22 protein-coding genes are annotated in these 24,634 nt (G+C 63.3%); 14 read left to right on the plus strand and 8 right to left on the minus strand.

Going from position 1 to position 24,634, the window contains the following annotated elements:
- Window positions 1-9 precede the first annotated feature (9 nt).
- The 14 genes from AWB82_RS26515 (at window position 10) to AWB82_RS26580 (ending at window position 19,190) form a co-directional block, all read left to right on the plus strand.
- On the plus strand, window positions 10-984 hold the full coding sequence (locus tag AWB82_RS26515; RefSeq protein WP_086972321.1) for an FAD-binding oxidoreductase: 975 nt from the start codon (window positions 10-12) through the stop codon (window positions 982-984).
- A 47-nt stretch (window positions 985-1,031) separates the two neighbouring features.
- The gene (locus AWB82_RS26520; RefSeq protein WP_086972322.1) at window positions 1,032-2,384 is read left to right on the plus strand and encodes an MFS transporter; all 1,353 of its coding nucleotides are present in this window, start codon (window positions 1,032-1,034) and stop codon (window positions 2,382-2,384) included.
- Between the two features lie 199 nt (window positions 2,385-2,583).
- Window positions 2,584-4,326 (plus strand): ABC transporter permease, encoded by a 1,743-nt coding sequence (locus tag AWB82_RS26525; protein WP_086972323.1) that lies wholly within the window; start codon window positions 2,584-2,586, stop codon window positions 4,324-4,326.
- Window positions 4,327-4,349: 23 nt separating this feature from the next.
- Window positions 4,350-5,462 carry an ABC transporter ATP-binding protein gene (locus tag AWB82_RS26530; RefSeq protein ID WP_086972324.1) on the plus strand — a complete coding sequence of 371 codons (1,113 nt, stop codon included), beginning with the start codon at window positions 4,350-4,352 and terminating at the stop codon, window positions 5,460-5,462.
- Between the two features lie 136 nt (window positions 5,463-5,598).
- Complete coding sequence (locus AWB82_RS26535) at window positions 5,599-6,849, plus strand: MFS transporter (protein WP_086972325.1); 1,251 nt, start codon at window positions 5,599-5,601, stop codon at window positions 6,847-6,849.
- A 2-nt stretch (window positions 6,850-6,851) separates the two neighbouring features.
- Window positions 6,852-8,240, plus strand: coding sequence for a NarK family nitrate/nitrite MFS transporter (locus AWB82_RS26540; protein WP_086972326.1), 1,389 nt, complete (start codon window positions 6,852-6,854; stop codon window positions 8,238-8,240).
- 142 nt (window positions 8,241-8,382) lie between these two features.
- Window positions 8,383-12,090, plus strand: coding sequence for a nitrate reductase subunit alpha (locus AWB82_RS26545; protein WP_086972344.1), 3,708 nt, complete (start codon window positions 8,383-8,385; stop codon window positions 12,088-12,090).
- On the plus strand, window positions 12,087-13,640 hold the full coding sequence (gene narH, locus AWB82_RS26550) for a nitrate reductase subunit beta (protein WP_086972327.1): 1,554 nt from the start codon (window positions 12,087-12,089) through the stop codon (window positions 13,638-13,640). Before AWB82_RS26545 ends, narH begins: the two co-directional genes overlap by 4 nt.
- Window positions 13,641-13,654: 14 nt before the next feature.
- Window positions 13,655-14,332, plus strand: coding sequence for a nitrate reductase molybdenum cofactor assembly chaperone (gene narJ / locus AWB82_RS26555; RefSeq protein ID WP_086972328.1), 678 nt, complete (start codon window positions 13,655-13,657; stop codon window positions 14,330-14,332).
- Window positions 14,329-15,012 (plus strand): respiratory nitrate reductase subunit gamma, encoded by a 684-nt coding sequence (gene narI / locus AWB82_RS26560; protein WP_086972329.1) that lies wholly within the window; start codon window positions 14,329-14,331, stop codon window positions 15,010-15,012. Before narJ ends, narI begins: the two co-directional genes overlap by 4 nt.
- A gap of 18 nt (window positions 15,013-15,030) precedes the next feature.
- Window positions 15,031-16,881, plus strand: coding sequence for a type IV pili methyl-accepting chemotaxis transducer N-terminal domain-containing protein (locus AWB82_RS26565; protein ID WP_086972330.1), 1,851 nt, complete (start codon window positions 15,031-15,033; stop codon window positions 16,879-16,881).
- A gap of 43 nt (window positions 16,882-16,924) precedes the next feature.
- Window positions 16,925-17,593 carry a response regulator gene (locus AWB82_RS26570; protein WP_086972331.1) on the plus strand — a complete coding sequence of 223 codons (669 nt, stop codon included), beginning with the start codon at window positions 16,925-16,927 and terminating at the stop codon, window positions 17,591-17,593.
- A 75-nt stretch (window positions 17,594-17,668) separates the two neighbouring features.
- Window positions 17,669-18,844, plus strand: coding sequence for an NAD(P)H-dependent flavin oxidoreductase (locus AWB82_RS26575; protein ID WP_096031463.1), 1,176 nt, complete (start codon window positions 17,669-17,671; stop codon window positions 18,842-18,844).
- A gap of 124 nt (window positions 18,845-18,968) precedes the next feature.
- Entirely contained in the window at window positions 18,969-19,190 is a 222-nt protein-coding gene (locus AWB82_RS26580) for a DUF3079 domain-containing protein (RefSeq protein WP_086972333.1), read from the plus strand.
- 9 nt (window positions 19,191-19,199) lie between these two features.
- Here AWB82_RS26580 and AWB82_RS26585 read toward each other — a convergent pair whose 3' ends face one another.
- From AWB82_RS26585 to AWB82_RS26615, 8 genes are all read right to left on the minus strand, one after another.
- Entirely contained in the window at window positions 19,200-20,228 is a 1,029-nt protein-coding gene (locus tag AWB82_RS26585) for a tetratricopeptide repeat protein (protein ID WP_086972334.1), read from the minus strand.
- Window positions 20,225-20,617 (minus strand): cytochrome c-type biogenesis protein, encoded by a 393-nt coding sequence (locus AWB82_RS26590; RefSeq protein WP_235023448.1) that lies wholly within the window; start codon window positions 20,615-20,617, stop codon window positions 20,225-20,227. Before AWB82_RS26590 ends, AWB82_RS26585 begins: the two co-directional genes overlap by 4 nt.
- Entirely contained in the window at window positions 20,610-21,149 is a 540-nt protein-coding gene (locus AWB82_RS26595; protein ID WP_086972336.1) for a DsbE family thiol:disulfide interchange protein, read from the minus strand. Before AWB82_RS26595 ends, AWB82_RS26590 begins: the two co-directional genes overlap by 8 nt.
- Entirely contained in the window at window positions 21,146-23,113 is a 1,968-nt protein-coding gene (locus AWB82_RS26600) for a heme lyase CcmF/NrfE family subunit (RefSeq protein ID WP_086972337.1), read from the minus strand. The genes AWB82_RS26595 and AWB82_RS26600 overlap by 4 nt, the downstream gene beginning before the upstream one ends.
- Window positions 23,110-23,565: a cytochrome c maturation protein CcmE gene (gene ccmE / locus AWB82_RS26605; protein WP_086972338.1), complete on the minus strand. Its 456-nt coding sequence runs from the start codon at window positions 23,563-23,565 to the stop codon at window positions 23,110-23,112. The genes AWB82_RS26600 and ccmE overlap by 4 nt, the downstream gene beginning before the upstream one ends.
- Entirely contained in the window at window positions 23,562-23,702 is a 141-nt protein-coding gene (locus tag AWB82_RS38060; protein ID WP_200818206.1) for a hypothetical protein, read from the minus strand. The genes ccmE and AWB82_RS38060 overlap by 4 nt, the downstream gene beginning before the upstream one ends.
- Entirely contained in the window at window positions 23,699-24,442 is a 744-nt protein-coding gene (gene ccmC / locus AWB82_RS26610; RefSeq protein ID WP_086972339.1) for a heme ABC transporter permease CcmC, read from the minus strand. Before ccmC ends, AWB82_RS38060 begins: the two co-directional genes overlap by 4 nt.
- Before the next feature lie 5 nt (window positions 24,443-24,447).
- Window positions 24,448-24,634 (minus strand): heme exporter protein CcmB (locus AWB82_RS26615; protein ID WP_200818207.1); only part of this gene is annotated, 187 nt, incomplete at its 5' end.

The raw sequence follows: 24,634 nt of genomic DNA on the forward strand, positions 1-24,634 counted from the left end.
GGAGTGTCAGTGTCTTATCAGATCAGCGTCGCCGCGAGCGACATTAGTTTCGATTGCAACGATGGCGAAAGCGTCCTCGACGCCGCCGAACGCGCGGGCTTCGCGCTGCCGTATTCGTGCCGCAAGGGTGTGTGTTCCGAGTGTCAGGGCGGCGTGATGAACGCGCAAGGCGTCATCGAAAAAGCCTTGATGTGCTGCGTGCGTCCCGCCGCGAACATGACGATCGCGCCGCGCAAGATCGAGAAGCGCGAGCGCATCGTGCGCAAGAAGCTCGATGCATCCGTGTTTCGTATCACGCAGGCAGCGCCCGATGTCACCGTGCTGCAACTGCGCCTGCCGATCGGCGTGCGCGCGAAGTTTCGCGCGGGCCAGTATCTGCAGGTTCATCTCGACGATGAAACCGTCCGCAACTATTCGATGGCGAATCCGCCGCATCAAAGCGACGGCGTGCATCTTCACGTGCGCCACGTGCCGGGCGGCCGCTTCTCCGATGACGCGCTGAAGGAACTCGCGGTCGGCGCAAAGTTGCGTATCGAACTACCTTATGGCGAGTTCTTCTTTCGCGACGAATCGGAGAAGCCGGTGATTCTCGTCGCGACGGGAACGGGCTTCGCGCCGGTGAAGTCGATCGTGGAGGATGCGATCAAGCGCAAGCTCGCGCGCCCGATGAAGCTGTACTGGGGCGCGCGCCGCAAGCAGGATTTGTATCTTGCCGATCTCGCGCGCAAGTGGCACGACGAGGGACATGTCGAGTTCATTCCGGTGCTGTCCGATCCCGACGATGACTGGACGGGCCGCGCGGGTCCCGTGCATCGGGCGGTGCTGGCGGATCATCCTTCGCTCGATGAACATCAGGTCTACGCATGCGGCAGTCCGGCGATGACGAGCGCCGCGCGCGACGAGTTCACGCAAGCAGGTCTGCCGGAAGACGAGTTCTTCTGCGACGCCTTCGTGCAGACCAACGCGCTCGAACCGGCAGCATAGCAATAGCGTCCGGCACATTCATATAACAAGCGAACGGAGACAAAAAAGTGGGTTCCCCAAGTATCGACGTTGCAGACATCATCGAGCGGCAGCGCATCAACGGTCGGCAATATCTGATCGTGCTGCTGTGCGCGCTCCTGATGTTTCTCGATGGCTTCGACACGCAAGCCGTCAGTTACATCGTGCCGGTGCTCGCGAAAACATGGCACTTGCCGCGCGAGATTCTCGGCTCGATTTTTTCGGCGGCGCTCGTCGGCCTGATGGTCGGCTATCTCGCGATTTCACCGCTGTCGGGGCGTTTCGGTCACAAGCGCATGATGGTTTTCAGCACCGTGTTCTTCGCGATCTTCACGCTGCTCACGGTATTCGCGACGAACGTCACCGAGTTGATCGGCTTGCGCTTTCTGACCGGCATCGGTCTCGGTGCGGCGGCGCCGAGCGCGGTCGCGTTGACGTGCGAGTTCGCGCCGAAGCGCGTGCGCTCGACCTTCGTGCTGCTCGTGTATTGCGGCTTCTCGCTGGGCTTCGTGGTTGCGGGATTCACCTCGGGCGTGCTGTTGCCCGCGTTTGGCTGGCAATCGTTGATGCTCGCGGGCGCGGTCGCGCCGCTTTCGCTCACGTTGCCGCTCGCGTTCATGCTGCCCGAGTCGCTTGCGTTCCTGAAGAAACGGCCGCAAGCCGATGAACGCATTCGCGAACTCGTGCTGAAAGTGTTTCCGTCCGCGCCGATTCCGCCGGGCAGCGGCTTCATTCTCGAAGACGAAGGACAATCGAGAGCGAGCGTTGCAGCGCTGTTTCGCGGACGCACGTCGGTCGGCACATTGCTGCTGTGGGGCGTGTTCTTTCTGAATCTCGCGGAGTTCTACTTCCTGCAAAGCTGGCTGCCGACGATGCTCACCGGCCTCAACTATCCCGCCGCGACGGTCGTGTGGGTGACGGCCTTGCCGACGATCGCGGGCGTGATCTCGGCCCTGCCGCTCGGACTGGCGATGGACCGCGTCGGCCCGTATGTCACGTTGACAGCGATGTACGCCGCCGGTTGCCTCTTCATGTTCATGGTGGCGTCGACGTTCGCCGCGCCCGTGTGGTTGTTGATGATCGCGGTGTTCTGCGCGGGCTTTTGCATCAGCGGCGGGCAAAAGAGCGTGATCGCGCTTGCGGCCATCTACTATCCGTCGAGCCTGCGTTCAACCGGAGTGGGCTGGGCGCTGGGCATTGGACGCCTTGGCGGGATCGCGGGGCCGTTGATCGTCGGCGTGATGTATTCGGCGCACTGGACGCCCGCGGAAGTGTTTCGTGTCGCGGCGTTGCCGGTGCTCGTCGCGGGCTGCGCGGTGTTCCTGATGGGGCGCTTGTCGGGGTCGCCTCATGAGATGGAGGCGAGGCGCGTGCCGGGCTGAACTTTCAAACCGGTTGCGCATGCATACGGCGCGGTGCGGCTCTCAACGCCGCGCCGCGCCTTTTTATTTCATTGCACAGAACGCTCACCGTGCCAGCCGGCCCCTAGTATTTTCCGCAGGTTTATTTGCTTAGTTACCTAAGCTTATGATGCCCTTCATCCGATGAAACTCAGTCGATCACTTCGAGGAGGGGCCGCGCTTGGAACTGACATTCGATGCGATGAAAGCTGCAATATCGCGTTCCACGCGGCTCGATACGAAGCGGCTCGTGATCGGCGGCGCAGTCGCGGTCGTGGGCGTGCTTGCGTTGATCCCGCTCGTCTTCCTCTTCTGGCAAAGCTTCTTCACGCCGCAAGTCGCCGACAATCCCGCCGTTTTCACCTTCGGCAATTACAAGCTCGCCTACGGCAGCCCCGAAACGCTGCGCACGCTTTTCAACTCGCTCAAATTCGCGTTCGGCGCGGCGTGCGTGTCGTTCTCGATCGGCACCGTGCTTGCGTGGATCATCGAGCGCACGAACACGCCGTTTCGCAAGTTCTTCTACGCGATCACCATCGTCCCGCTGATCGTCCCGAGCATTCTCTTCACCATCGCGTGGATCTTTCTGGCGAGCCCGAAAATCGGCGTGCTGAACATGGCGCTCGGATCGCTCTTCGGCGTGACGAAACCGATCTTCAACATCTACAGCATGAGCGGGATGATCTGGGTCGACGGCCTGCATTATTCGACGATGGCCTTCCTGCTGATGTCGGCGTCGTTTCGCGGCATGGACCCGTCGCTGGAGGAATCGTCGTTGATGAGCGGCGCGGGCATCGCACGCACGATGTGGCGCATCACGCTGCGGCTCGCGTTTCCCGCCATCGTCTCGACGATGCTGATTCTCTTCGTGCGCGCGCTCGAGTCGTTCGAAGTGCCGGCGCTCATCGGCTTGCCGGTGAAGTTGCAGGTGTTCACGTCGTCGATCTACGAGGCGATCGAGCAGTATCCGAGTCAGATCGGTCTCGCATCGTCGTATTCGATGCTGCTGCTCGTGATCACTTCAGTCGGACTCTATCTGCAATCGCGCGTGTCCTCGGGCGGCGGCAAGTATTCGACGATGAGCGGCAAGGGCTTTCGTCCGCGCGTCGTGGAAATCGGCAAATGGCGGTATCTCACGGTCGGCGTGTTCGTCGTGTACTTCCTGCTGATCGTCGCGCTCCCGTTCGCCGTGCTGCTCTGGTCGTCGCTGCAGAAGTATTACCGCACGCCGTCGCTCGCCGCGCTGCATCATCTTTCCTTCGATGCTTACCGCTACATCCTGCATCTCTCGACGCTGCGTCACGCGGTGGTCAATAGTCTTCTGCTTTCGTTCGGCTGCGCGAGCGCCGTCATGCTGCTCTCGGCGGTGATCTGCTGGATCGTCATCAAGACGAAGCTGCCGGGCCGCTGGTTTCTCGACAATCTCGCGTCGCTGCCGCTCGTGTTTCCTGGGCTCGTGCTCGGCCTCTCGTTCATGATCGTGTCGCTCAAGGTCGATATCGGCATCTACGGCACGCTGTGGATTTTGCTGATCGCGTACATCACGCGCTTCATGCCGTATGGCATGCGCTACACCACCACGTCGATGGTGCAGATCCACAAGGAACTCGAAGAGTCCGCCGCAATGAGCTGCGCGAGCTGGAGCGCGACGTTCTTCCGCATCGTGTTGCCGCTGCTCAAGCCGGGACTTCTGGCGGGCTGGATCTACGTGATGATCGTGTCGATTCGCGAACTGTCGAGCTCGATCCTGCTCTATAGCCCGGGCTCGGAAACGGTCTCGATCGTGATCTGGGAGTTGTGGCAGAACGGGCAGTACGTCGAACTCTCGGCGCTCTCGGTGATGCTCGTGCTTGCATTGCTCGCGCTCGTCATGCTGCTTCAATGGATCGGCGGCAAATTCGGCGTGAAAGCCAGCCACGGCTGAAAAGAATTACATCGGAGACGAACGTGCTGAACGTACAAGGCCTGAACACCGAATATGTCGATGGCAACAACGTGCGCGTGAGAGCGACGCGCGACGTGTCGTTCGACGTGCCCGAAGGCAAGCTCTTCACGCTGCTCGGCCCGAGCGGTTGCGGCAAGACGACGACACTGCGCTCTATTGCCGGGCTCGAACGTCCGGTCGGCGGTTCGATTTCGGTGAACGGCGTGACCGTATTTTCCGCGCGCGACGAGACCTTCGTGCCGCCGAACCGGCGCAAGTTCCGCATGGTGTTTCAGTCCTACGCGATCTGGCCGCACATGACGGTGTTTCGCAACGCGAGCTTTCCGCTCGAAGTCGGGGAAAAGAAGTATTCGAAGCGCGAAATCGAAGAGAAGGTGATGCGCGTGCTGACCGCCGTCGGACTCGATCACGTCGCGCATCGCGAGGCGACGCGCATGTCCGGCGGGCAGCAGCAGCGCCTTGCGCTGGCGCGCGCGCTCGTCATGGAGCCGAAGCTGCTCTTGCTCGACGAGCCGCTTTCCAACCTCGACGCGAAACTGCGCGACAAGATGCGCTTCGAATTGAAGCGCATGCAGCGCGAACTGCGCATCACGACAATCTACGTGACGCACGATCAGGAAGAAGCGCTCGCGCTCTCGCATGAGATCGCGGTAATGAAAGACGGCCAGATCGTGCAGAAGGCCGCGCCGCGCGCGATCTACGATTTGCCGAACAGCAGGTTCGTCGCGGACTTCGTCGGCACGACCAATTTCATCGATGGCCGCGTGCGCGATTGCGAAGGCGACGAGGGCAACGTGCTGATCGAATCGTCGATCGGACCGATTGCGGTGGCGAACGCCGTGTCGTGTCGTCCCGGCGACGAAGTCGCGATTTCCGTGCGCCCGGAAAACGTCATGGTCCACGAATCGCTCGATGGCGTGGGCGCGCGCAACGTGTACACCGGCACGGTCGCGGCGAAAGTGTTTCTCGGGGAAACGCTCGATTTCCAGATCAGGGTCGGCGAACAGATCGTGCTGGCGCGCGTGCATCCGTCGCACAAGACGCCGGTCGGGGAGACCATTCATTTTTCGATCGATCCGGCGAGTTGCATCGCGCTGGCATCTCAAAAAAGCTGAAAGCACGACCGCTAGTCCCTTCGGACTACGCCGCATGAGCTAGCGACACAGCGCCGCCGCATACGCACGGTGGATAGGCGTGTCACGCCACGCTCCTTACTCTTGTCGACAAAGTTACAACGACAAGGAAAGGACGATGAGCGTCGTCGACACCCCTCTCAGCACACACGCGTCCACCGACAAGCGCGCCTGGCGCGTGCTCGGCGCGAGCACCTTCGCATTCACGATCTGCTTCGCCATCTGGATGGTCTTTGCCATTCTCGGCATTCCTCTCAAGAAGCAGCTCAATCTCACCGATACCGAGTTCGGCGTCATCGCCGCGACGCCCGTGCTCACGGGCTCGCTGCTGCGCGTGCCGCTGGGCATCTGGACCGACCGCTTCGGCGGCCGCATCGTCTTTTTCTGCACGATGGCCGTCACCATCGTACCGATCTGGCTGATCAGCTACGCCACCGAGTTGTGGCAATTCCTCGTGCTCGGGCTGTTCGTCGGCATCGCGGGCGCATCGTTTTCGGTCGGCACGCCGTATGTCGCGCGCTGGTTCCCGAAGTCGCGTCAAGGTTTCGCGATGGGCATCTTCGGCGCGGGCAATTCGGGCGCGGCGCTGACCAAGTTCGTCGCACCCGTGCTGATCCTCTCGGCGGGCACGTGGACCATCGTGCCGAAGGTCTATTCGGTCGCGATGCTCGTCACCGCGCTCGTCTTCTGGTTCGTGTCGGTATCGGATCCCGCGCATCGTAGCGCGAGCACGCAGAGTTTCGCCGCGCAGATGGCCGTGCTGAAAGACCGGCGCGTGCAGCGTTACGCGCAGTACTACTCGGTCGTGTTCGGCGGCTATGTCGGCCTCGCCTTGTGGATGCCGCAGTACTACGTGAATCAATACGGCTTCGGTATCGAACAGGCTGCGTTCCTCGCCGCCTGCTTCTCGCTGCCCGGCGGCGTGCTGCGCGCGCTCGGCGGCTGGATGTCCGACCGCTTCGGCGCCTATCGCACGACCTGGATCGTGATGTGGATCGCGCTCGCGTGCTTTTTCCTGCTGAGCTATCCGGCGACGGATTTCATCGTCCACGCCAAAGACGGCCCGCGCACGTTCCACATCGAAATGGGACCGTTCGCTTACACGGCGTTGATGTTCGTCGTCGGCGTCGCAATGGCGGTCGGCAAGGCGTCGGTGTTCAAGTTCGTCTCGGACGAGTTCTCCGCGAATATCGGCGCCGTCTCGGGCATCGTCGGGCTGGCTGGCGGACTCGCCGGCTTCCTGTTGCCGATTCTCTTCGGCTTGCTCGTCGACCTCACCGGTGTGCGCACCACCTGTTTCATGCTGATGTTCGGCGCGACCGCGGTCAGCCTCATTTGCATGCACTTCACATTTCAACAAAAGCAATAGCCATGTCATCACGTTACCTGCTCACCAAATGGGAGCCCGAGAACGCCACCTTCTGGCGCGCGACGGGCGAATCGGTCGCCCGCCGCAATCTCTGGATCTCGATTCCCGCACTCGCGCTGGCGTTCGCCGTGTGGTCGCTGTGGAGCGTCGTCGTCGTCAGTCTCGACAAGGGCGGCTTTCACTTTTCGAAGGACCAGCTCTTCTGGCTCACCGCGTTGCCTGCGTTGTCGGGCGCGACGCTGCGCATCTTCTATTCGTTCCTCGTGCCGATTTTCGGCGGACGCCGCTTTACGGCGTTCTCCACGGCAAGTCTGCTGATTCCCGCGCTCGGCATGGGCTTCGCGTTGCGCGATCCGTCGACGGGCTATACGACGTTGCTTGTGCTCGCATTGTTGTGCGGCTTCGGCGGCGCGAACTTCAGTTCGTCGATGGCGAACATCAGCTTCTTCTTTCCGAAGGCGGAAAAGGGTTTCGCGACGGGCATGAATGCGGGCATCGGCAATCTGGGTGTGTCGCTGGTGCAGTTCGTGACGCCGCTCGTGATCTCGGCGAGCGTGTTCGGCGCACTCGCGGGCGCAGGCCAGTCCTACGACGTGAACGGCGTCGAGCACAGCGTCTGGTTGCAAAACGCGGGCTTCATCTGGGTGCCGTTCATCGTGATTTCGGCGCTCGCGGCGTGGTTCGGGATGAACGACATCGCTGACGCGAAGGCGTCGTTCGCCGAACAGGCAGTCATCTTCAAGCGCAAGCACAACTGGCTTATGTGTCTGTTGTATACCGGCACGTTCGGATCGTTCATCGGTTTTTCGGCAGGGCTCGCGCTGCTGACGAAGGCGGAGTTCACGTCGGTGAATCCGACTGCCTACGCGTTCCTCGGGCCGCTGGCCGGCGCGCTCACGCGGCCGTTCGGCGGCTGGATCTCGGATCGCCTCGGCGGCGCGCGCGTGACGCTGTGGACCTTCATCTTGATGATTGCAGCGGTTCTCGGCGTGATGGCGTTTCTGCCGCACGACGGCGCGGGCGGCAACTTCGCCGGTTTCCTCGCGATGTTCGTCGTCTTGTTCGCGCTGACGGGCATCGGCAACGGCTCGACCTTCCGCATGATCCCTGTGATCTTCCTCACGCAGAATCAGCGCAAAACGCAAGGCCAGTCGGACGCCGCGAAAAAGGAGGGCTTGCATGAAGCCGCGAAGGAATCGGCGGCGGTGCTCGGCTTTGCCGGCGCGATCGGCGCATACGGCGGCTTCTTCATCCCGCGCAGCTTCGGCTCGTCGATGAGCATGACCGGCTCGCCCAACACCGCGCTCTGGTGCTTCATCGGCTTCTATGCGCTGTGCGCGGCGGTGACGTGGTTCTGCTACGCGCGCCGCAACGCGGCCATGCCGTGCTGAACTAGTCCGAAAGGAGTGCGCGCACTAGTCCTTCTGGCGCGCGCCGGTCGCTCCTTTCGGGGAATGGGCGTGCGGGCATCGTGCCTCTACACTCGAATAAATGTATTCATGGCGGCGCATGGCCGCCGTGTCGGAGAAACGGATGAGTCACTTTCTGGATCGGCTGAAGTTCATGTCGCGCATCAAGTCCACGTTTTCGAATGGACATGGCGCGGTGGTGAACGAAGACCGCGGTTGGGAGAACGGCTATCGCAGCCGCTGGCAGCATGACAAGATCGTGCGCTCCACGCATGGCGTGAACTGCACGGGCTCGTGCTCGTGGAAGGTCTACGTCAAGAACGGCCTGATCACGTGGGAAACGCAGCAGACCGACTACCCGCGCACGCGCCCCGATTTGCCGAATCACGAGCCGCGTGGATGTCCGCGTGGCGCGTCGTATAGCTGGTACGTGTATTCCGCGCAGCGCGTGAAGCACCCGATGGTTCGCGGCCGTCTCATCGAAATGTGGCGCGAGGCGCGCAAGACGCTCGATCCGGTCGCGGCCTGGGCGTCCATTTGCGAAGACCCGGTGAAGGCGAAGCGCTACAAGAGTGTGCGCGGTCTGGGCGGCTTCGTGCGCGCTGACTGGGACACGGCGAGCGAGATCATCGCGGCGGCGAATGCGTACACCATCGGCAAGTACGGTCCGGACCGCGTGATCGGCTTCTCGCCGATCCCCGCGATGTCGATGGTTTCCTACGCCGCCGGTGCGCGCTATCTGAGCCTGATCGGTGGCGCATGCCTGTCGTTCTACGACTGGTACTGCGATCTGCCGCCCGCATCGCCGCAGGTCTGGGGCGAACAGACCGACGTGCCCGAATCCGCCGACTGGTACAACTCCACGTACCTGATGGTGTGGGGCTCGAACGTGCCGCAGACGCGCACGCCGGACGCGCACTTCTACACCGAAGTGCGCTACAAGGGCACGAAGACGGTTGCGGTGTCGTCGGACTACGGCGAAATGGTGAAGTTCGGCGACATCTGGCTCGCGCCGAAGCAGGGCACCGACGCCGCGCTCGCCATGGCGATGGGCCACGTCGTGCTGAAGGAGTTTCACGCGAGCGGCAAGTCCGCGTACTTCCGCGACTACGTGAAGCGCTATACCGACATGCCGATGCTCGTCGTGCTGCGCGAACACGAAGGCACGCTCGTGCCCGATCATTTCCTGCGCGCATCGCAACTGCAGAACGATCTCGACGAAGCGAACAATCCGCAATGGAAGACGCTCGTCATCGACGAGCCGAGCGGCAAGATCGTCGCGCCGAACGGCACGATCGGATTCCGCTGGGGCGAGGTGAATCACAACGATGGCGCGAAGGTCGGCCGCTGGAATCTCGAACAGAAGGACGGCGGCTCGGGCCGCGATATCGATCCGCGTCTATCGCTTGTCGACGCCTGCGACGAAGTCGCCGAGGTCAGCTTCCCGTACTTCGGCGCGGAACACGAAGCGCTGCTCGCGCGTCGCGTGCCGGTGAAACGCATTGCGCTTGCGGATGGCACGAGCGCGCGCGTCACGACCGTGTATGACCTTCAGATGGCGAACTACGGCGTCGATCAAGGGCTTGGCGGCGCGAACGTCGCGACGTCCTACGATGACGACGTGCCCTACACGCCCGCATGGCAGGAAAAGCACACGACCGTGCCCCGCCATCTCGTGATTCAGGTGGCGCGCGAGTTTGCCGACAACGCGGATCGAACGCAGGGCAAGAGCATGGTGATCGTCGGCGCCGCGCTGAATCACTGGTATCACAACGACATGATCTATCGCGGCATCATCAATCTTCTGATGATGTGCGGCTGTATCGGTAAGAGCGGTGGCGGCTGGGCGCATTACGTCGGCCAGGAAAAGCTGCGTCCGCAATTCGGCTGGGCGCCGCTCGCATTCGCGCTCGACTGGTCGCGTCCGCCGCGGCAGATGAACGGCACGTCGTTCTTCTACAACCACACGAGTCAATGGCGTCACGAAAAAGTCGCCGTCAACGAAGTGCTCGGACCGACCGCCGACAAGTCGCGTTACGAGAACCTCTCGATGCTGGACATGAACGCCAAGTCTGAGCGCATGGGCTGGTTGCCCTCGGCGCCGCAGCTCGGCATGAATCCGCTCGATATCGTCGACGCCGCGAAGCGCGAGGGCCGCGACCCGATCGAATACACGGTGGAGCAACTGAAGTCGGGCAAGCTCGATTTCGCGTGCGACGATCCCGACAATCCCGCGAACTTCCCGCGCAACATGTTCGTGTGGCGCTCGAATATTCTCGGCAGTTCCGGCAAGGGACACGAATACTTCCTGAAATATCTGCTCGGTACGCAGAACGCGCTGTTCGCCGACGAAGCCGATGCGATCAAGCCCGTTGAAGTGAACGTGCGCGACGCGGCAGAGGGCAAGCTCGATCTGCTGACCGTGCTCGATTTCCGTATGAGTACGACGTGCCTCTATGGCGACATCGTGCTCCCGAGCGCGACCTTCTACGAGAAGGACGACCTCAACACATCGGACATGCACCCGTTCATCCATCCGTTGTCGGAGGCGGTGCAGCCCCTGTGGGAAAGCAAGAGCGACTGGGAAATCTATAAGGCGATCGCGAAGAAGTTTGCCGAGATCGGCGGCAAGCATCTCGGCACGCGCACGGACCTCGTCTGCACGCCGCTCTTGCACGACACGCCGGGCGAACTCGGCCAGGCGTTCGAACCGAAAGACTGGCGTCACGGCGAATGCGATCTGATTCCCGGCAAGACCGCGCCTTCGATGACGCTCGTCGAGCGCGACTACAACGCGATCTACGAGAAGTTCACGACCGTCGGACCGTTGCTGGAGAAGCTCGGGAACGGCGGCAAGGGTATCAACTGGAACACGGCGCACGAAGTCGAAGAATTCGCGGGCCTCTCCGGCGAGAACAAGGGACGTCCGCGACTTGAGACCGCCATCGACGCCGCGGAGATGATTCTCACGTTCGCGCCCGAAACGAATGGTCATGTCGCGGTGAAGGCGTGGGAAGCGCTCTCCAAGATCACGGGCCGGGATCATGCGCACCTCGCGCTTGGTCGCGAGCACGACAAGATCCGTTTCCGCGACGTTCAGGCGCAACCGCGCAAGATCATTTCCGCGCCGACATGGTCCGGGCTCGAATCGGAAGAAGTCAGCTACAACGCGGGCTACACGAACGTCCACGAGCTGATTCCATGGCGCACGCTCACCGGGCGTCAGCAGTTCTATCAGGATCATCGCTGGATGCTGGACTTCGGCGAAGGCTCGTGCGTCTATAGGCCCGCGATCGACACGAAGACCATTTCGCCAATGCTCGGCGCGAAGCCCAACGGCGAGCACGAGTTGGTGCTGAACTGGATCACGCCGCACCAGAAATGGGGCATCCATTCGACGTACACGGACAACCTGCGCATGCTCACGCTGTCGCGCGGTGGTCCGCACGTGTGGGTGTCGGAAGCGGAAGCGAAGGAAGCCGGTCTGAAAGACAACGACTGGGTCGAAGTGTTCAACGTGAACGGCACGCTGACGGCGCGCGTCGTCGTGAGTCAGCGCGTACCGCGCGGGATGTGCCTCATGTATCACGCGCAGGAAAAAATCATCAACGTGCCGGGCGCCGAGACGAGCGGCATGCGCGGCGGCATCCATAACTCGGTCACGCGCACGGTGCTCAAGCCGACGCACATGATCGGCGGATACGCGCAACAGGCTTACGGCTTCAACTATTACGGCACCGTGGGCAGCAACCGCGACGAATACGTCATCGTGCGCAAGATGAAGAAAGTCGACTGGCTCGAAGGCCCGCTCAAGGAAGGAGCAGCATCATGAAGATCCGCGCCCAGGTGGCGATGGTCCTGAATCTGGATAAGTGCATCGGCTGCCATACCTGTTCGGTGACATGCAAGAACGTGTGGACGTCGCGCGATGGCGTCGAGTACGCGTGGTTCAACAACGTCGAGACTAAGCCGGGTATCGGCTATCCGAAGCAGTGGCAGAACCAGGACAAATGGAACGGCGGCTGGGTTCGTAAAAGCGATGGACGCATCGAGCCGCGTCAGGGTCCGAAGCTGAAGGTGCTCGCGAACCTGTTCGCGAACCCGAATCTGCCGGCCATCGACGACTACTACGAGCCGTTCACATTCGACTACGAGCGCCTGCAGAACGCGCCGCTTTCGGAGACGCCGCCCACGGCTCGCCCCGTGTCCGCGATCACCGGCAAGAAAATGGACAAGATCCATTGGGGCCCGAACTGGGAAGACGATCTCGGCGGCGAATTCGAATCGCGCGGACGCGATGCGCTCTTCGAGAACGTGCAAAAGGAGATGTACTCGACTTTCGAGAACACCTTCATGATGTATCTGCCGCGCCTGTGCGAGCACTGCCTGAATCCGGCGTGCGTGGCGTCGTGCCCGTCGGGTTCCGTGTACAAGCGCGAAGACGACGGCATCGTGCTCGTCGATCAGGACAAGTGCCGCGGCTGGCGCATGTGCGTGTCCGGTTGCCCGTACAAGAAGATGTACTTCAACTGGAAGTCGGGCAAGGCCGAGAAGTGCGTGTTCTGCTATCCGCGTATCGAATCGGGCGAGCCGACGGTGTGCTCGGAAACGTGCGTGGGCCGCATCCGCTATCTCGGCGTGATGCTGTACGACGCGGATCGTATCGCCGAGGCTGCGTCGGTCGAAGCGACGACGGATCTCTATCAGTCGCAACTCGATCTGTTCCTCGATCCTAACGATCCGGACGTTCAGGCCGAAGCGCTGCGTCAGGGCATCTCGCAAAGCTGGCTCGATGCGGCGAAAAACTCGCCGGTGTATCGCATGGCGTGCGAGTGGAAGGTCGCGTTCCCGTTGCATCCGGAATACCGCACGTTGCCGATGGTCTGGTACGTGCCGCCACTTTCGCCCATCCAGTCGGCCGCCGATGCCGGTCACATGGGCTTGAACGGCATGATTCCGGACGTGAAGAGCCTGCGCATTCCGATGCGCTACCTCGCAAATCTGCTCACCGCCGGCGATGAGGCGCCGATCGTCGCCGCGCTGAGTCGCATGCTCGCAATGCGTGCGTTCAAGCGCGGTCAGAACGTGAACAACGTGAACGACGACGCTGTGTTGAACGATGTCGGTCTCACGGCTTCGCAAGTGGAAGAGATGTACCAGTTGATGGCGATCGCCAACTACGAAGACCGTTTCGTCGTGCCGTCGTCGCACAAGGAAATGACGGAGGACAGCTTCGATGAAAAGGGCAGTTGCGGGTTCGAGTTCGGCAATTGCAGTTCGCGGGGCGTATCGGAAGCATCGCTCTTCGGATCGCGCACGCATGGCGAAGTGAGCTACGCGGCCCTTCCGAAGTCGCGCAAAAAATCCCTCCAGGAAGGCTGATCGAGGATCAAACTATGTCGCTCTATCCCATTCTTTCCGCGCTGCTCGATTATCCCGAGCCCGCGCTCCTGGAGGCGCTGCCGGAGATCGAAGCCGCGCTGCACGAGTGGCCGCAGGCACGGGCGCATCTCGCGCCGCTCATCGCGTCGCTGAAGCGTCCGCTGATCGACGTGCAACTCGCATACGTGGCCACGTTCGATCGCAATCCGTCGCACTCGCTGCATCTGTTCGAGCACGTTCACGGCGAAAGCCGCGATCGTGGTCAGGCAATGGTCGATCTGCTCGACGAGTATCGCGGTCTCGGCCTCGATGTCGAATCGAACGAATTGCCCGATTACGTGCCGCTCTTTCTCGAAGCGCTGGGCGCGGTCGATCCGGATCGCGCGCAGTCGCTGCTCGATGACGCCATCCACGTGCTCGACGCGATCGGTGGGCGTCTCGCTCGCGATGAAAGCCCGTATGCCGCGATCTTCGCGGTGCTGCGCGAACTCGCGACAATCGAGCCGCGCCCGCTCTCGCATCCGCCCGTGCGCGACATGGACGAGATGCTCGCGACGATCGAGCCGGGCCCGGACGGCGTCGAACCGCTGCTCGCACCGCACGTGCGTCTGGAGACGCAGACCATTCGCTTTCACCCGCGCGGCGCAATGACGGCCGGCGCGGACGCACCCACCGCAAAGGACGCACGATGAACATGATCAACTCCTTCGTGTTCGGCATCTATCCGTATATCGCCGCCAGCATATTTCTCTTCGGCAGCCTCGTGCGCTTCGAGCGCGAGCAATACACGTGGAAGGCAGACAGCACCCAACTCATCGATCGCGGTAATCTCCGACTGGGCAACATTCTGTTTCACATCGGGATTCTCGGACTGTTCTTCGGGCACCTCGTCGGCTTGCTCACGCCAGTCGCGGTGTGGGATGCGCTCGGCGTCGAACATAGCGTCAAGCAGGTTCTCGCGATGGTCGCCGGCGGCGTGATGGGCACGATGTGTCTCGCGGGCCTGCTGATCCTGCTGCATCGACGCCTGACTAGCGCGCGCCTGTCCGCCGTGACGAAGGTCGGCGACCGCGTGCTGCTGCTGTGGATTCTGATCACGCTGTTGCTCGGCCTGTCGACGATCGGCGTATCGGCCGGTCACTTGGACGGCGCGATGATGGTGCGGCTCATGACCTGGGCACAGCACATCGTCACGTTCAGGGGCGATGCCGCGCAATATGTCGCAGATGCGCCGCTACTCTTCCGTGTACACTTGTTCATGGGCATGAGTCTCTTCGTGATCTTCCCATTCACGCGTCTCGTGCATGTGTGGAGCGGCTTCGCTTCGCTCGGCTATCTCGGGCGCGCGTGGCAACTGGTCCGCAGCCGCTGAAATCTTCGATCTAGCAGCATGTTCCTGTCTTCGTTTCGCGAACGCCTGACCACGCGCATCGTCACGCTGTCGACGGTGTCGCTGGTCCTGGTGCTCGCGATGATCGGCGGGACACTCTGGCTCTCATGGCAACTGCAAGGCGCAGGCGCCGCGATCAACGACGCGGGCAGCCTGCGCATGCGCGCGAACGCCGTGGCTATTGCGCTGTTGAAGGGCGAACGAGCGGCATCACCGCCGCTGCAGCTTCAGATCAAAGAGATGAACTCGACGCTGGATCGTCTGCGCAAGGGCGATCCGGCGCGCCCGCTTTTCCTCCCCAATGATTCCGATGTCCGCCGCCAATTCGATCACGTCGCGAATGAGTGGCACTCGCGACTCGAACCAGATGTTCGCGAAGGCATGACTGCCGCAGATTCACTGGCGATTTCGCGCTATCTGCTTCGATTGCGCACTTTCGTCACGGGCGCGGACCAACTGGTCGGTTTGATCGAACGCGAGAACGCGCGCAAGACCGCGTGGCTGCGCACGTCTCAGATGGCGCTCGCGGCGATGGCGTGCATCGGCACCGCTGCAATCGTTTATCTGCTCTATTTATGGATCGTCGTGCCCGTGCAGCGCCTGCATGAAGGGCTTGCGCGTATTGAGGCACGCGAGTTCGATGCGCGTCTGCCCGTTGAAACGCAAGACGAATTCGGACATCTCGCCGCGGGCTTCAACCGTATGGCCGCGGAATTGCAGACGCTCTATCGCGACCTCGCAGGCCGTGTCGAGGCGAAGACCGCCGAGCTCGCCGCGCAGAACCGCGAACTCACGGCGCTCTATGAAATGGCGGCGTTCGTGAATCAGCCGAACGATGTCGACGCGCTGTGCCGAGGCTTTCTCGCACGCCTCATGCTTCAGTTCGACGCCGACGGTGCGGCGGTTCGTCTCCTCACAGAAGATGGTCAAGTGCGCCTGATCGGCTCGGAAGGATTGCCTGCTGTGTTGCTTCAGGACGAACGTTGTTTTGCCGCCGGCACCGGCGCGTGCGACCAGCGTCCCTGCCGGCAAGTGGGTTTCGCGAGCGTCGCGGCGTTCAACATCGTGTCGCAGGGAGAAAAGCTTGGCGCATTTTCGCTGCACTTCAGCGGCGAGCGGACCATTCCGGCGTCGGAAGCGCAATTGCTCGAAACGCTCGGCGCGCATTTCGGTACGGCGCTCAAGAGCCGTCGGCTCGCGGCGCTGGCGCGGCAACTTGCGGTATCGCAGGAACGAAATCTCGTCGCGCAGGGTCTGCACGACAGCATCGCGCAGAGCCTGAATTTCATGAAAATGCACGTGCATCTGCTGGACGCGGCCACGCGCGAAGAGCGCATGGACGAGATCCGCGAGATCGTGCCGTTGCTCGCGGGCGGCGTGGCGGACAGCTACGACGACGTGCGCGAACTCCTGATGAATTTCCGCACGAAGCTTGGTAGCGGCGATCTACGGTCCGCCGTGGACGAATCCATCGAACGCTTTGGAACGCAGACGGGCATCGCTTTGTCGCTCGATTATCGCGAAGAAGGCGGCTTGCCCTTGTCGCCGGATCAGCAGTTGCAAGTGCTTTTCATTTTGCAGGAGGCGCTCTCGAACATTCGCAAACATGCGGAGGCACGGCACGTTTTCGTGACAATCGTCAATAATCGCGACTTCAGCCTCCTTGTCGAGGACGATGGTCAGGGCTACGATCCGAAAGAGATGGCCGTCCTTGGCGAGACGCATGTCGGCTTTCACATCATGCGCGAGCGCGCGCAAAGGCTCGGCGCTGCGCTTCGGTTGACCGGTGCGCCCGGACATGGCGCGCGCGTCGAACTCGTCTTGCCGGCCCCGGCGCGTCAGACTGCTTGAATATGGTCCCGCGCGGTCGTTTCTAGAGCTGCTTCGAGTTGTCATGACCATCCGCATTCTGTTGATCGACGATCACGCGTTGTTTCGCTCAGGCGTTCACGCGCTGCTGCAACGTCAGTCCGATTTCGAAGTCGTCGGCGAAGCGTCCGATGGGCTCGAAGGCCTCAAGCGCGCGAAGCAGTTTCGTCCAGACGTGATTCTGCTCGATCTCAACATGCCCGGACTTTCCGGACTCGAAACACTGAAACTGCTGGTGCAGGACGTCCCACAAACTGCGGTCGTCATGCTGACCGTATCCGAAGATCTCGACGAACTCTCAACGGCGTTGCGCGATGGCGCATGCGGTTATCTGCTCAAGAGCATCGAAACGGAGACGCTCGCAAGTGCGATCCGCAAGGCGGCGGCGGGCCAGCCCGTGATTGCCGACGACATGACGGCGAAGCTCGTCGCGAGCATGCGCGCACCGAAGGTCGCGCCGGTTCCCGCTCCAGCGGCGGCCGCGGATCCGCTTACGACACGCGAGCGCGACATCATGCGCGAACTGTCGCACGGCGCAAGCAACAAGGAAATCGCGCGCTCGCTCATGCTCGCGGAAAGCACCGTGAAAATCCACGTGCGCAACATTCTGCGCAAGCTCAATCTCACGAGCCGCGTGCAGGTCGCGATCTACGCGGTCGGGCACGACGCGATGCAGGCCACACACGCTGCCTGAACATTCGCGGCGCTGCATCGAAGCTCGCATCACATCTTGCTGTACACCATGAATTCATATCAAACTGAGTTGCCCATGACCTCTCACGCTCATTCCTTCGCGCCGCTCACGATTCGTGGCCGCAATCTGCTGCCGATCGTGCAGGGCGGCATGGGCGTCGGCATTTCCGCGCATCGGCTCGCGGGCAGCGTCGCACGTGAAGGCGCGCTCGGGACCATCGCGAGCATCGACTTGCGGCATCACCATGAAGACTTGCTCGCGATGTGCCGCGAAGACCACACGCGGCCGACGCTTGAGCGTGCGAACCTCATCGCGCTCGCGCGCGAGATCAAGGCGGCGCGCGAGTTGTCGGAAGGGCGCGGCATGATCGCCATCAACGTGATGAAGGCCGTGAGCGCGCAGGCCGACTACGTGCGCGTGGCGTGCGAAGAAGGCGCCGACGCCATCGTGATGGGCGCGGGCCTGCCGCTCGACCTGCCCGATCTCACGCAAGGCTGCGATATCGCGCTGATTCCCATTCTTTCGGACAGCCGCGGTGTCACGCTCGTGCTCAAGAAATGGATGAAGAAGGGCCGCTTGCCCGACGCCATCGTGATCGAGCATCCGGCGCACGCGGGCGGCCATCTCGGCGTCGCCGACGTCGCGGACATGAACCACGAGCGTTTCGGCTTCGAGCGCGTGCTGAACGAACTCGATGTATCGTTTGCGACGCTCGGGCTCAAGCGTGAAGACGTGCCGGTGATCGTCGCGGGCGGCATCAACAGTCACGAAGCCGTGCGCAAGTGGCTCACGGCCGGCGCGAACGGCGTGCAGCTCGGTACACCTTTCGCCGTCACGGAAGAGGGCGACGCGCATCCGGAATTCAAGCGCGTGCTGGTCGAGGCGACGCCCGACGACATCGTCGAGTTCGTCAGCGTGACGGGCCTGCCCGCGCGCGCCGTGAAAACGCCTTGGCTCATGCGCTATCTGCGCAACGAAGAACGCATTCGCACGAAAATCGGCGCACGCAAGCAGACGTGCCCGTCGGGGCTCGAATGCCTGAGCGCGTGCGGTCTGCGCGACGGCATCGAGAAGTTCGGCCACTTCTGCATCGATACGCGTCTCGCCGCTGCGTTGCGCGGCGATGTCGGCAATGGCCTGTTTTTCCGCGGGCGCGAGAAGCTGCCGTTTGGCGCGGCGATCCGCAATGTGCGCGATCTGATCGATCTGTTGTTGACCGGCGCGACGAAAATTTCTCCGGCCGCGTGCTGAGAAACTGAAACGTCGCATTTCGCTGCGAGCCGTGACCGCTCGTCCTGATCCTATTGGCGCGGAACGGGTCCGGTTTTAGGCTTGAGGTCGATGGCTCGCATGCCGCAATCCACGGAGCACCACGATGTCGAAGCGATTTCCGCTGAACCCGCAGCACCCGGAGCGCAACTGCTGGGGCTGTGACCACTACTGCGCGACGGATGCCATGCGTTGCGGAAACGGTTCGAGCCGCACGCAGCATCCGGCCGAGTTGCTCGGTGAAGACTGGTACGAGCAAGGCGACTGGGACCTCGATATTGCCGAGAACGCCAAATCGGTTCAGCCCGGGGTCGTCAAACCGCGCTGAATTGCGCGCTCAACGTACAACATCGCCGATCGTCACTTCGATGACGCCAGCGTTTTTCGTCGACGCCGGTCCGCTCGATCCAGTCAGATCGCCGGGCGCCGGCCGTGCCTGTCCCGAAGCCGACACGCGCGCATCGATGTTCACGCGTGCGAAAGCCGAGAGCCGGCGGCTCGGCGTCATCGACATGGAATCGTCGAGATAAACCGTCGCGGGAAGCTGATTCGCGCTCAGCCGCTGCACTGCGAGCGGCATGCGCGAGCCATCGTCGGCGAGCGCGTACACGAAGAGCGTATCTGTCGGGCGGACGCGCGTTTTTAGCTCCGGACTCAGTTTCACGTGCACTTCGATCGAAGCCGCACTTCCTTTGGCGATGACGGCTCGCGTCTCGTCGATATTCTTCTGCGCCTGCTGCGCGATCTGCGGTGCGAGATCCGGAACTTGGCTCAGGCGCTCCCAGAACCCGATTGCGTTCGTATAGTCGCGCCGGTCGAATGCGGCCGACGCAGCCAGCGCCAGCGCCTTCGGTTCACCCGCGTCGAGGGCGAGCGCCGAGTCGACGACTCGCAGCGCGGCGTCGTTGAGATTGCCGCCGTTCGCGCTTGCGATGGCATCGGCGTAATCGGCGAGCAAATCGGCATCGCGCGGATTCAGTGCGACAGCGCGCCGATAGGCCTGCGTTGCATCGGCGGGGCGCTCCAGCACCATGTACGAGCGCCCGAGCATCGCCCAGCCCTGGGCATCGCCGGGACTGCGCCGCAAGCGCGCGGCCAGAAGACTGACGGCCGCTTCCATCGATGCGGGCGTGTCCGCGTGCTCGCCCGCCGACGAAGCCGCCGCCGTCTGAACCGCGAGCGCCGCCGGATCGCCGATGCGCATGTAAAGCGTGAGCGCGGACGCCGGCACGAGCGCGATCAGCAAACCGGCGAGCGCGGCATGCGCCGTACCCTGTCGCGTGACGGGCGCGCGCAACAGCGGCGGCACGACGCAGGCGAGCGCGGCGAGCAGCATTGCGGCAGCGATCAGCCAGAACGGGATCATCGGGTCGTCCTCCTGCTCCGTCGCGCCTGCTGCGCGCGCCGCACATACCGCGCCATTGCAATCGCGCCCGCCGCGAGCACGGCGAACGGCCCGAACCACAACGCCCACGTCGCCGGCTTCACCGGCGGCCGGTACAACACGAAATCGCCGTATCGACGAACCATGTACGCCTGAATCTGCTCGTCGCTCGCGCCTTGCCCGACTTGCTCGCGAATGCGCGCGCGCAGATCGGCGGCGAGATCCGCGTTGGAATCGGCGAGGCTCTGGTTCTGGCACACGACGCAGCGAAAATGCTCGGCGAGATGGCGCGCGCGTTCGTCATCGGGCGACTGTTGCGCATGCGCGCAGCCGATGCACATAACGAGCAACAACGCGAGTCGTCTAATCACGCGCGTTCTCCTTTTGCAGCTTGCCGACGAGCGGAAGGATCACGCGATCGATCGACGCGCGCGTAAGCGGCCCGGCCTGCCGATATCGCACGACGCCCGCTCGATCGATCACGAAGGTCTCCGGCACGCCGTACACGCCGTAGTCGATGCCGGTGCGTCCGTCGCGATCGAAGAACGACGTCACATACGGATTGCCCGCCGTCGCAAGCCATTGCAGCGCGGGCTCGCGCTCGTCGCGGTAGTTCAGACCGTACACCGGCACCGCGCCGCTCGCCGCGAAGTCCATGAGGACGGAATGCTCGTCGCGGCACGCTTCGCACCACGACGCCCACACGTTCAGAATCCACACGCGCCCACGCATTGCGTCCGACGACATCGTCTGGTTCGCGGCGTCGAGACGCGGCAGATCGAACCCGGGCGCGGTCTTGCCGATGAGCGCCGACGGCAGGCGACGCGGATCGTGCCGCAAGCCGGCCGCGAGCACGGCGACGACGAGCCCGAATATGACGAGCGGAATCAGAAAGCGCTTCATCGTCCGGTTTCGCCGATCGTTTGCGGCGATTCCGCGGCAATCGCGACGGCCGCGGCTCGCCGCGGCGCGCGCAGCTTCGCGTAACGCCGATCCGCCGCCGCGAGCAAACCGCCGAGCGCCATCAAAATGCAGCCGCCCCAGATCCAGCGCACGAACGGCTTGATCTGGATGCGCACGGTCCACGCATCGCCGCCCGCCGGCTGATCGAGCGCGACGTACAGATCGCGCAGCACGCCTTGGTCGATGGCGGCTTCGGTCGTCGGCGTGTTGGAGACGAGGAATTCGCGCTTCTCGGGATACAGTGTCGCGACGGCGCGCCCTTCGCGCGTCACGGCGATGGTCGCACGCGTCGCGCGATAGTTCGGGCCGTCGATCGCGCGCACGTCATCCAGGCGGAAGCGATAGCCGCCCGCTTCGACGCTGTCGCCGGGCGCGAGCCGCGCATCCTGCTCGACCGGAAAGCCCTTCACCATCGTCACCCCGACGATGAACACGCCGATGCCCGCATGCGCGACCCACATGCCGACGGTCGCGAGCCGCACGCGTTGCCGTCCTTTAACGATGCGCTCGATCACGCCCGTCGCGATCGTCGTGAAGGTCCACGCGGCGAGCAGAAAACCGAGGCTCACGAGCGGTCGCGACACGCCTGGCAGAAACGCCGTCGCGACGCTCACGAGCGCGGCCCAGCGCAGACGCACGGCAAGTTCCGGCAGGCGCGCGACCTTCCAGCGCGCGAGCGGGCCGACGCCCATCAGAAAGATGGCGGGCGTCATCAACGGGACGAAAACGCTGTCGAAGTAGGGCGCGCCGACGGATATCTTGTCGAGGTCGAGCGCGTCGAGGACCATCGGATAGAGCGTGCCGAGCATCACCGAAGCGGCGGCGGCCAGCATCAGCAGATTGTTCGACAGCAGGAACGCCTCGCGCGACACGGGTTCGAAACCGATCGCCGATGCGGCACGCGGCGCGCGCCACGCAAAGAGCGCGAGGCCGCCGCCCGAAAACAGCGCGAGCAGCGCGAGGATGAAGACGCCGCGCGTGGGATCGGACGCGAAGCCGTGCACCGACGTCACGACGCCCGAGCGCACGAGGAACGTGCCGAGCAATGAAAGCGAGAATGCGCAGATCGCGAGCAACGCGCTCCACGCGCGAAACGCGCCGCGTTTGGCGGTCGCGGCGAGCGAATGGATCAGCGCGGTGCCGACGAGCCACGGCATGAACGATGCGTTTTCGACGGGGTCCCAGAACCACCATCCCCCCCAGCCGAGTTCGTAATAGGCCCAGGCGCTCCCGAGCATGATGCCGAGCGTCAGAAACAACCACGCGGCGAGCGTCCATGCGCGCGATGCGCGCGCCCACGCGGCATCGAGCTTGCCTTCGAGAAGCGCGGCGATGGCGAACGCGAACGCCACCGAAAAGCCGACATAGCCCATGTACAGCAGCGGCGGATGAATCACCATGCCGGGGTCCTGCAGCAGCGGATTGAGGTCGCGGCCGTCCATGGCGGGCGGCATGATGCGCGCGAACGGATTCGACGTCAGCAGCATGAATAGCAGAAAGCCCGCGTCGATCCAGCTCATCACGCCGAGTACGCGCGCGGCGAACGGCAGCGGCAGGCGCCGGCCGAAGCACGTCACGGCGGTCATCCACAGCGTCAGCAGCAGCGCCCACAAGAGCAGCGAGCCTTCGTGGCCGCCCCACACGGCGGTGAACCGATAGATGGCCGGCAGCGCCGAGTTCGAGTTCTCGACGACGTAGATCACCGAGAAATCGTTGCCGAGAAACGACGTCGCGAGACAGCCGAACGCAATCGCGATGAAGCCGAACTGCGCGCACGCGGCGGGCGCGGCGACGCGCATCCATCGCTCGATGGAAAGATGCGCGCCGAGCATCGGCAGAATGCCCGCGACGAGGGCGAGCAGCATCGCGAGAATCAGCGCGAAGTGGCCGAGTTCGGGAATCATTGGCGCGCTCCCGCGTTCGTGTCCGTCGACGCGCGCACCTCGCGCAGCGCGCGTTCAAGTTGCGGCGGCGTGTATTTTTCGTCGTGTTTGGCGAGGACTTCGTCGGCGCGCATGCGTCCATCGGCGCCGAGCGTGCCTTGCGTGACGACGCCGCTGCCTTCGCGGAAAAGGTCCGGCAGCGCGCCCGTGTAGATGACGGGAATCGACGCGCGCCCGTCCGTGACGATGAAGCTCACGGTGCGGCTGTCGGCGCTGCGCACGAGCGAGCCGCGTTCGACGAGTCCGCCGAGCCGGAAGCGCTGCGTGCGCGTCTCCTCGTGCGACGCGATCTGGCTCGGGCTGACGAAGAACATTACGTTGGCGCGAAATGCATTGAGCACGAACGCGCACGCGAGCGCGGCGCTCCCGAGGCCAAGCGCGATGAAAGCGAACCGGCGATGACGCGCTTTCATCGGCGCATCCTCGATTCACGCAACGCGCGATGCACGAGCCACGCTTCCGCGCTCATCAGCACGAAGGTGACGGCGAGCGCGGCCGTCAGGATGGGATTCGCCGCGAGCATCGTCAGGACGGGTGCGAACGTGTTCATGCGGCGCGCTCCTCGATTCGCGACGGACGTTCGTCGTCCGCTCGCACGCGTTCGGCCGCGCGCATGATGACGCGCACGCGCGTGAGCGCCACCGCGATCGCATACGACCAGAATCCCGCCGTCATCACGACGAGGCCCCATGCCATCGACTTTTCCATCGCGACGCCGCTGCCGAAGCCGAGCGAAGGCCCCTGATGCAGCGTGTACCACCATTGCACGGAAAAATAGATGATCGGGACATTCACCACGCCGATCAGCGCGAGAACCGAACACGCGCGGTCGGCGCGGCGCGTGCCGTCGATGGCCGCGTGCAGCGCGAGAAAGCCGACGTACAGAAAGAACAGGATCAGCTCGGAGGTGAGCCGCGCGTCCCAGACCCACCACGTTCCCCATGTCGGCTTGCCCCACAGCGCGCCGGAAATCAGCGCGATCGCGGTGAAAAGCGCGCCGGTCGGCGCGAGCGCGCGGGCCATCATCGCGGAAAGGCGCGCGTTCATCGCGAGATGCAGCGCGCTGTAGGCGGCCATCACGACGTAGATCAGCATGGACATCCACGCGGCGGGCACATGCACGAACATGATGCGGTAGATGTCGCGTTGCAGCGCATCGGCGGGTGCGATGGCGAGGCCGATCGCGAGCCCCGCCGCGATACATACGATCGACGCGAGCGCGAACCACGGCGTCGCGCGTGCGGCGAAGCGTTCGAAGTTGCGAAGAGACGCGTAGCGGAACCAGTTCATAGGCGCTATTCCATCGATATGCGTAGAGCCGCCGCGCTCGCCCACGGACACAGCCAGAGCGCGATGCACAACGCGGCCGCGAGCAGCGAGAAATTTGCGTTCGACCATGCGGCGCTCGCGGCGGGATCGGCCGCGCCGACGCCGAAGACGAGCACCGGCACGTAGAGCGGCAAAATCAGCAACGCGAGCACG

This window comes from Caballeronia glebae, assembly GCF_001545035.1.
In the GTDB taxonomy this organism is placed as follows: Bacteria; Pseudomonadota; Gammaproteobacteria; order Burkholderiales; family Burkholderiaceae; genus Caballeronia; species Caballeronia glebae.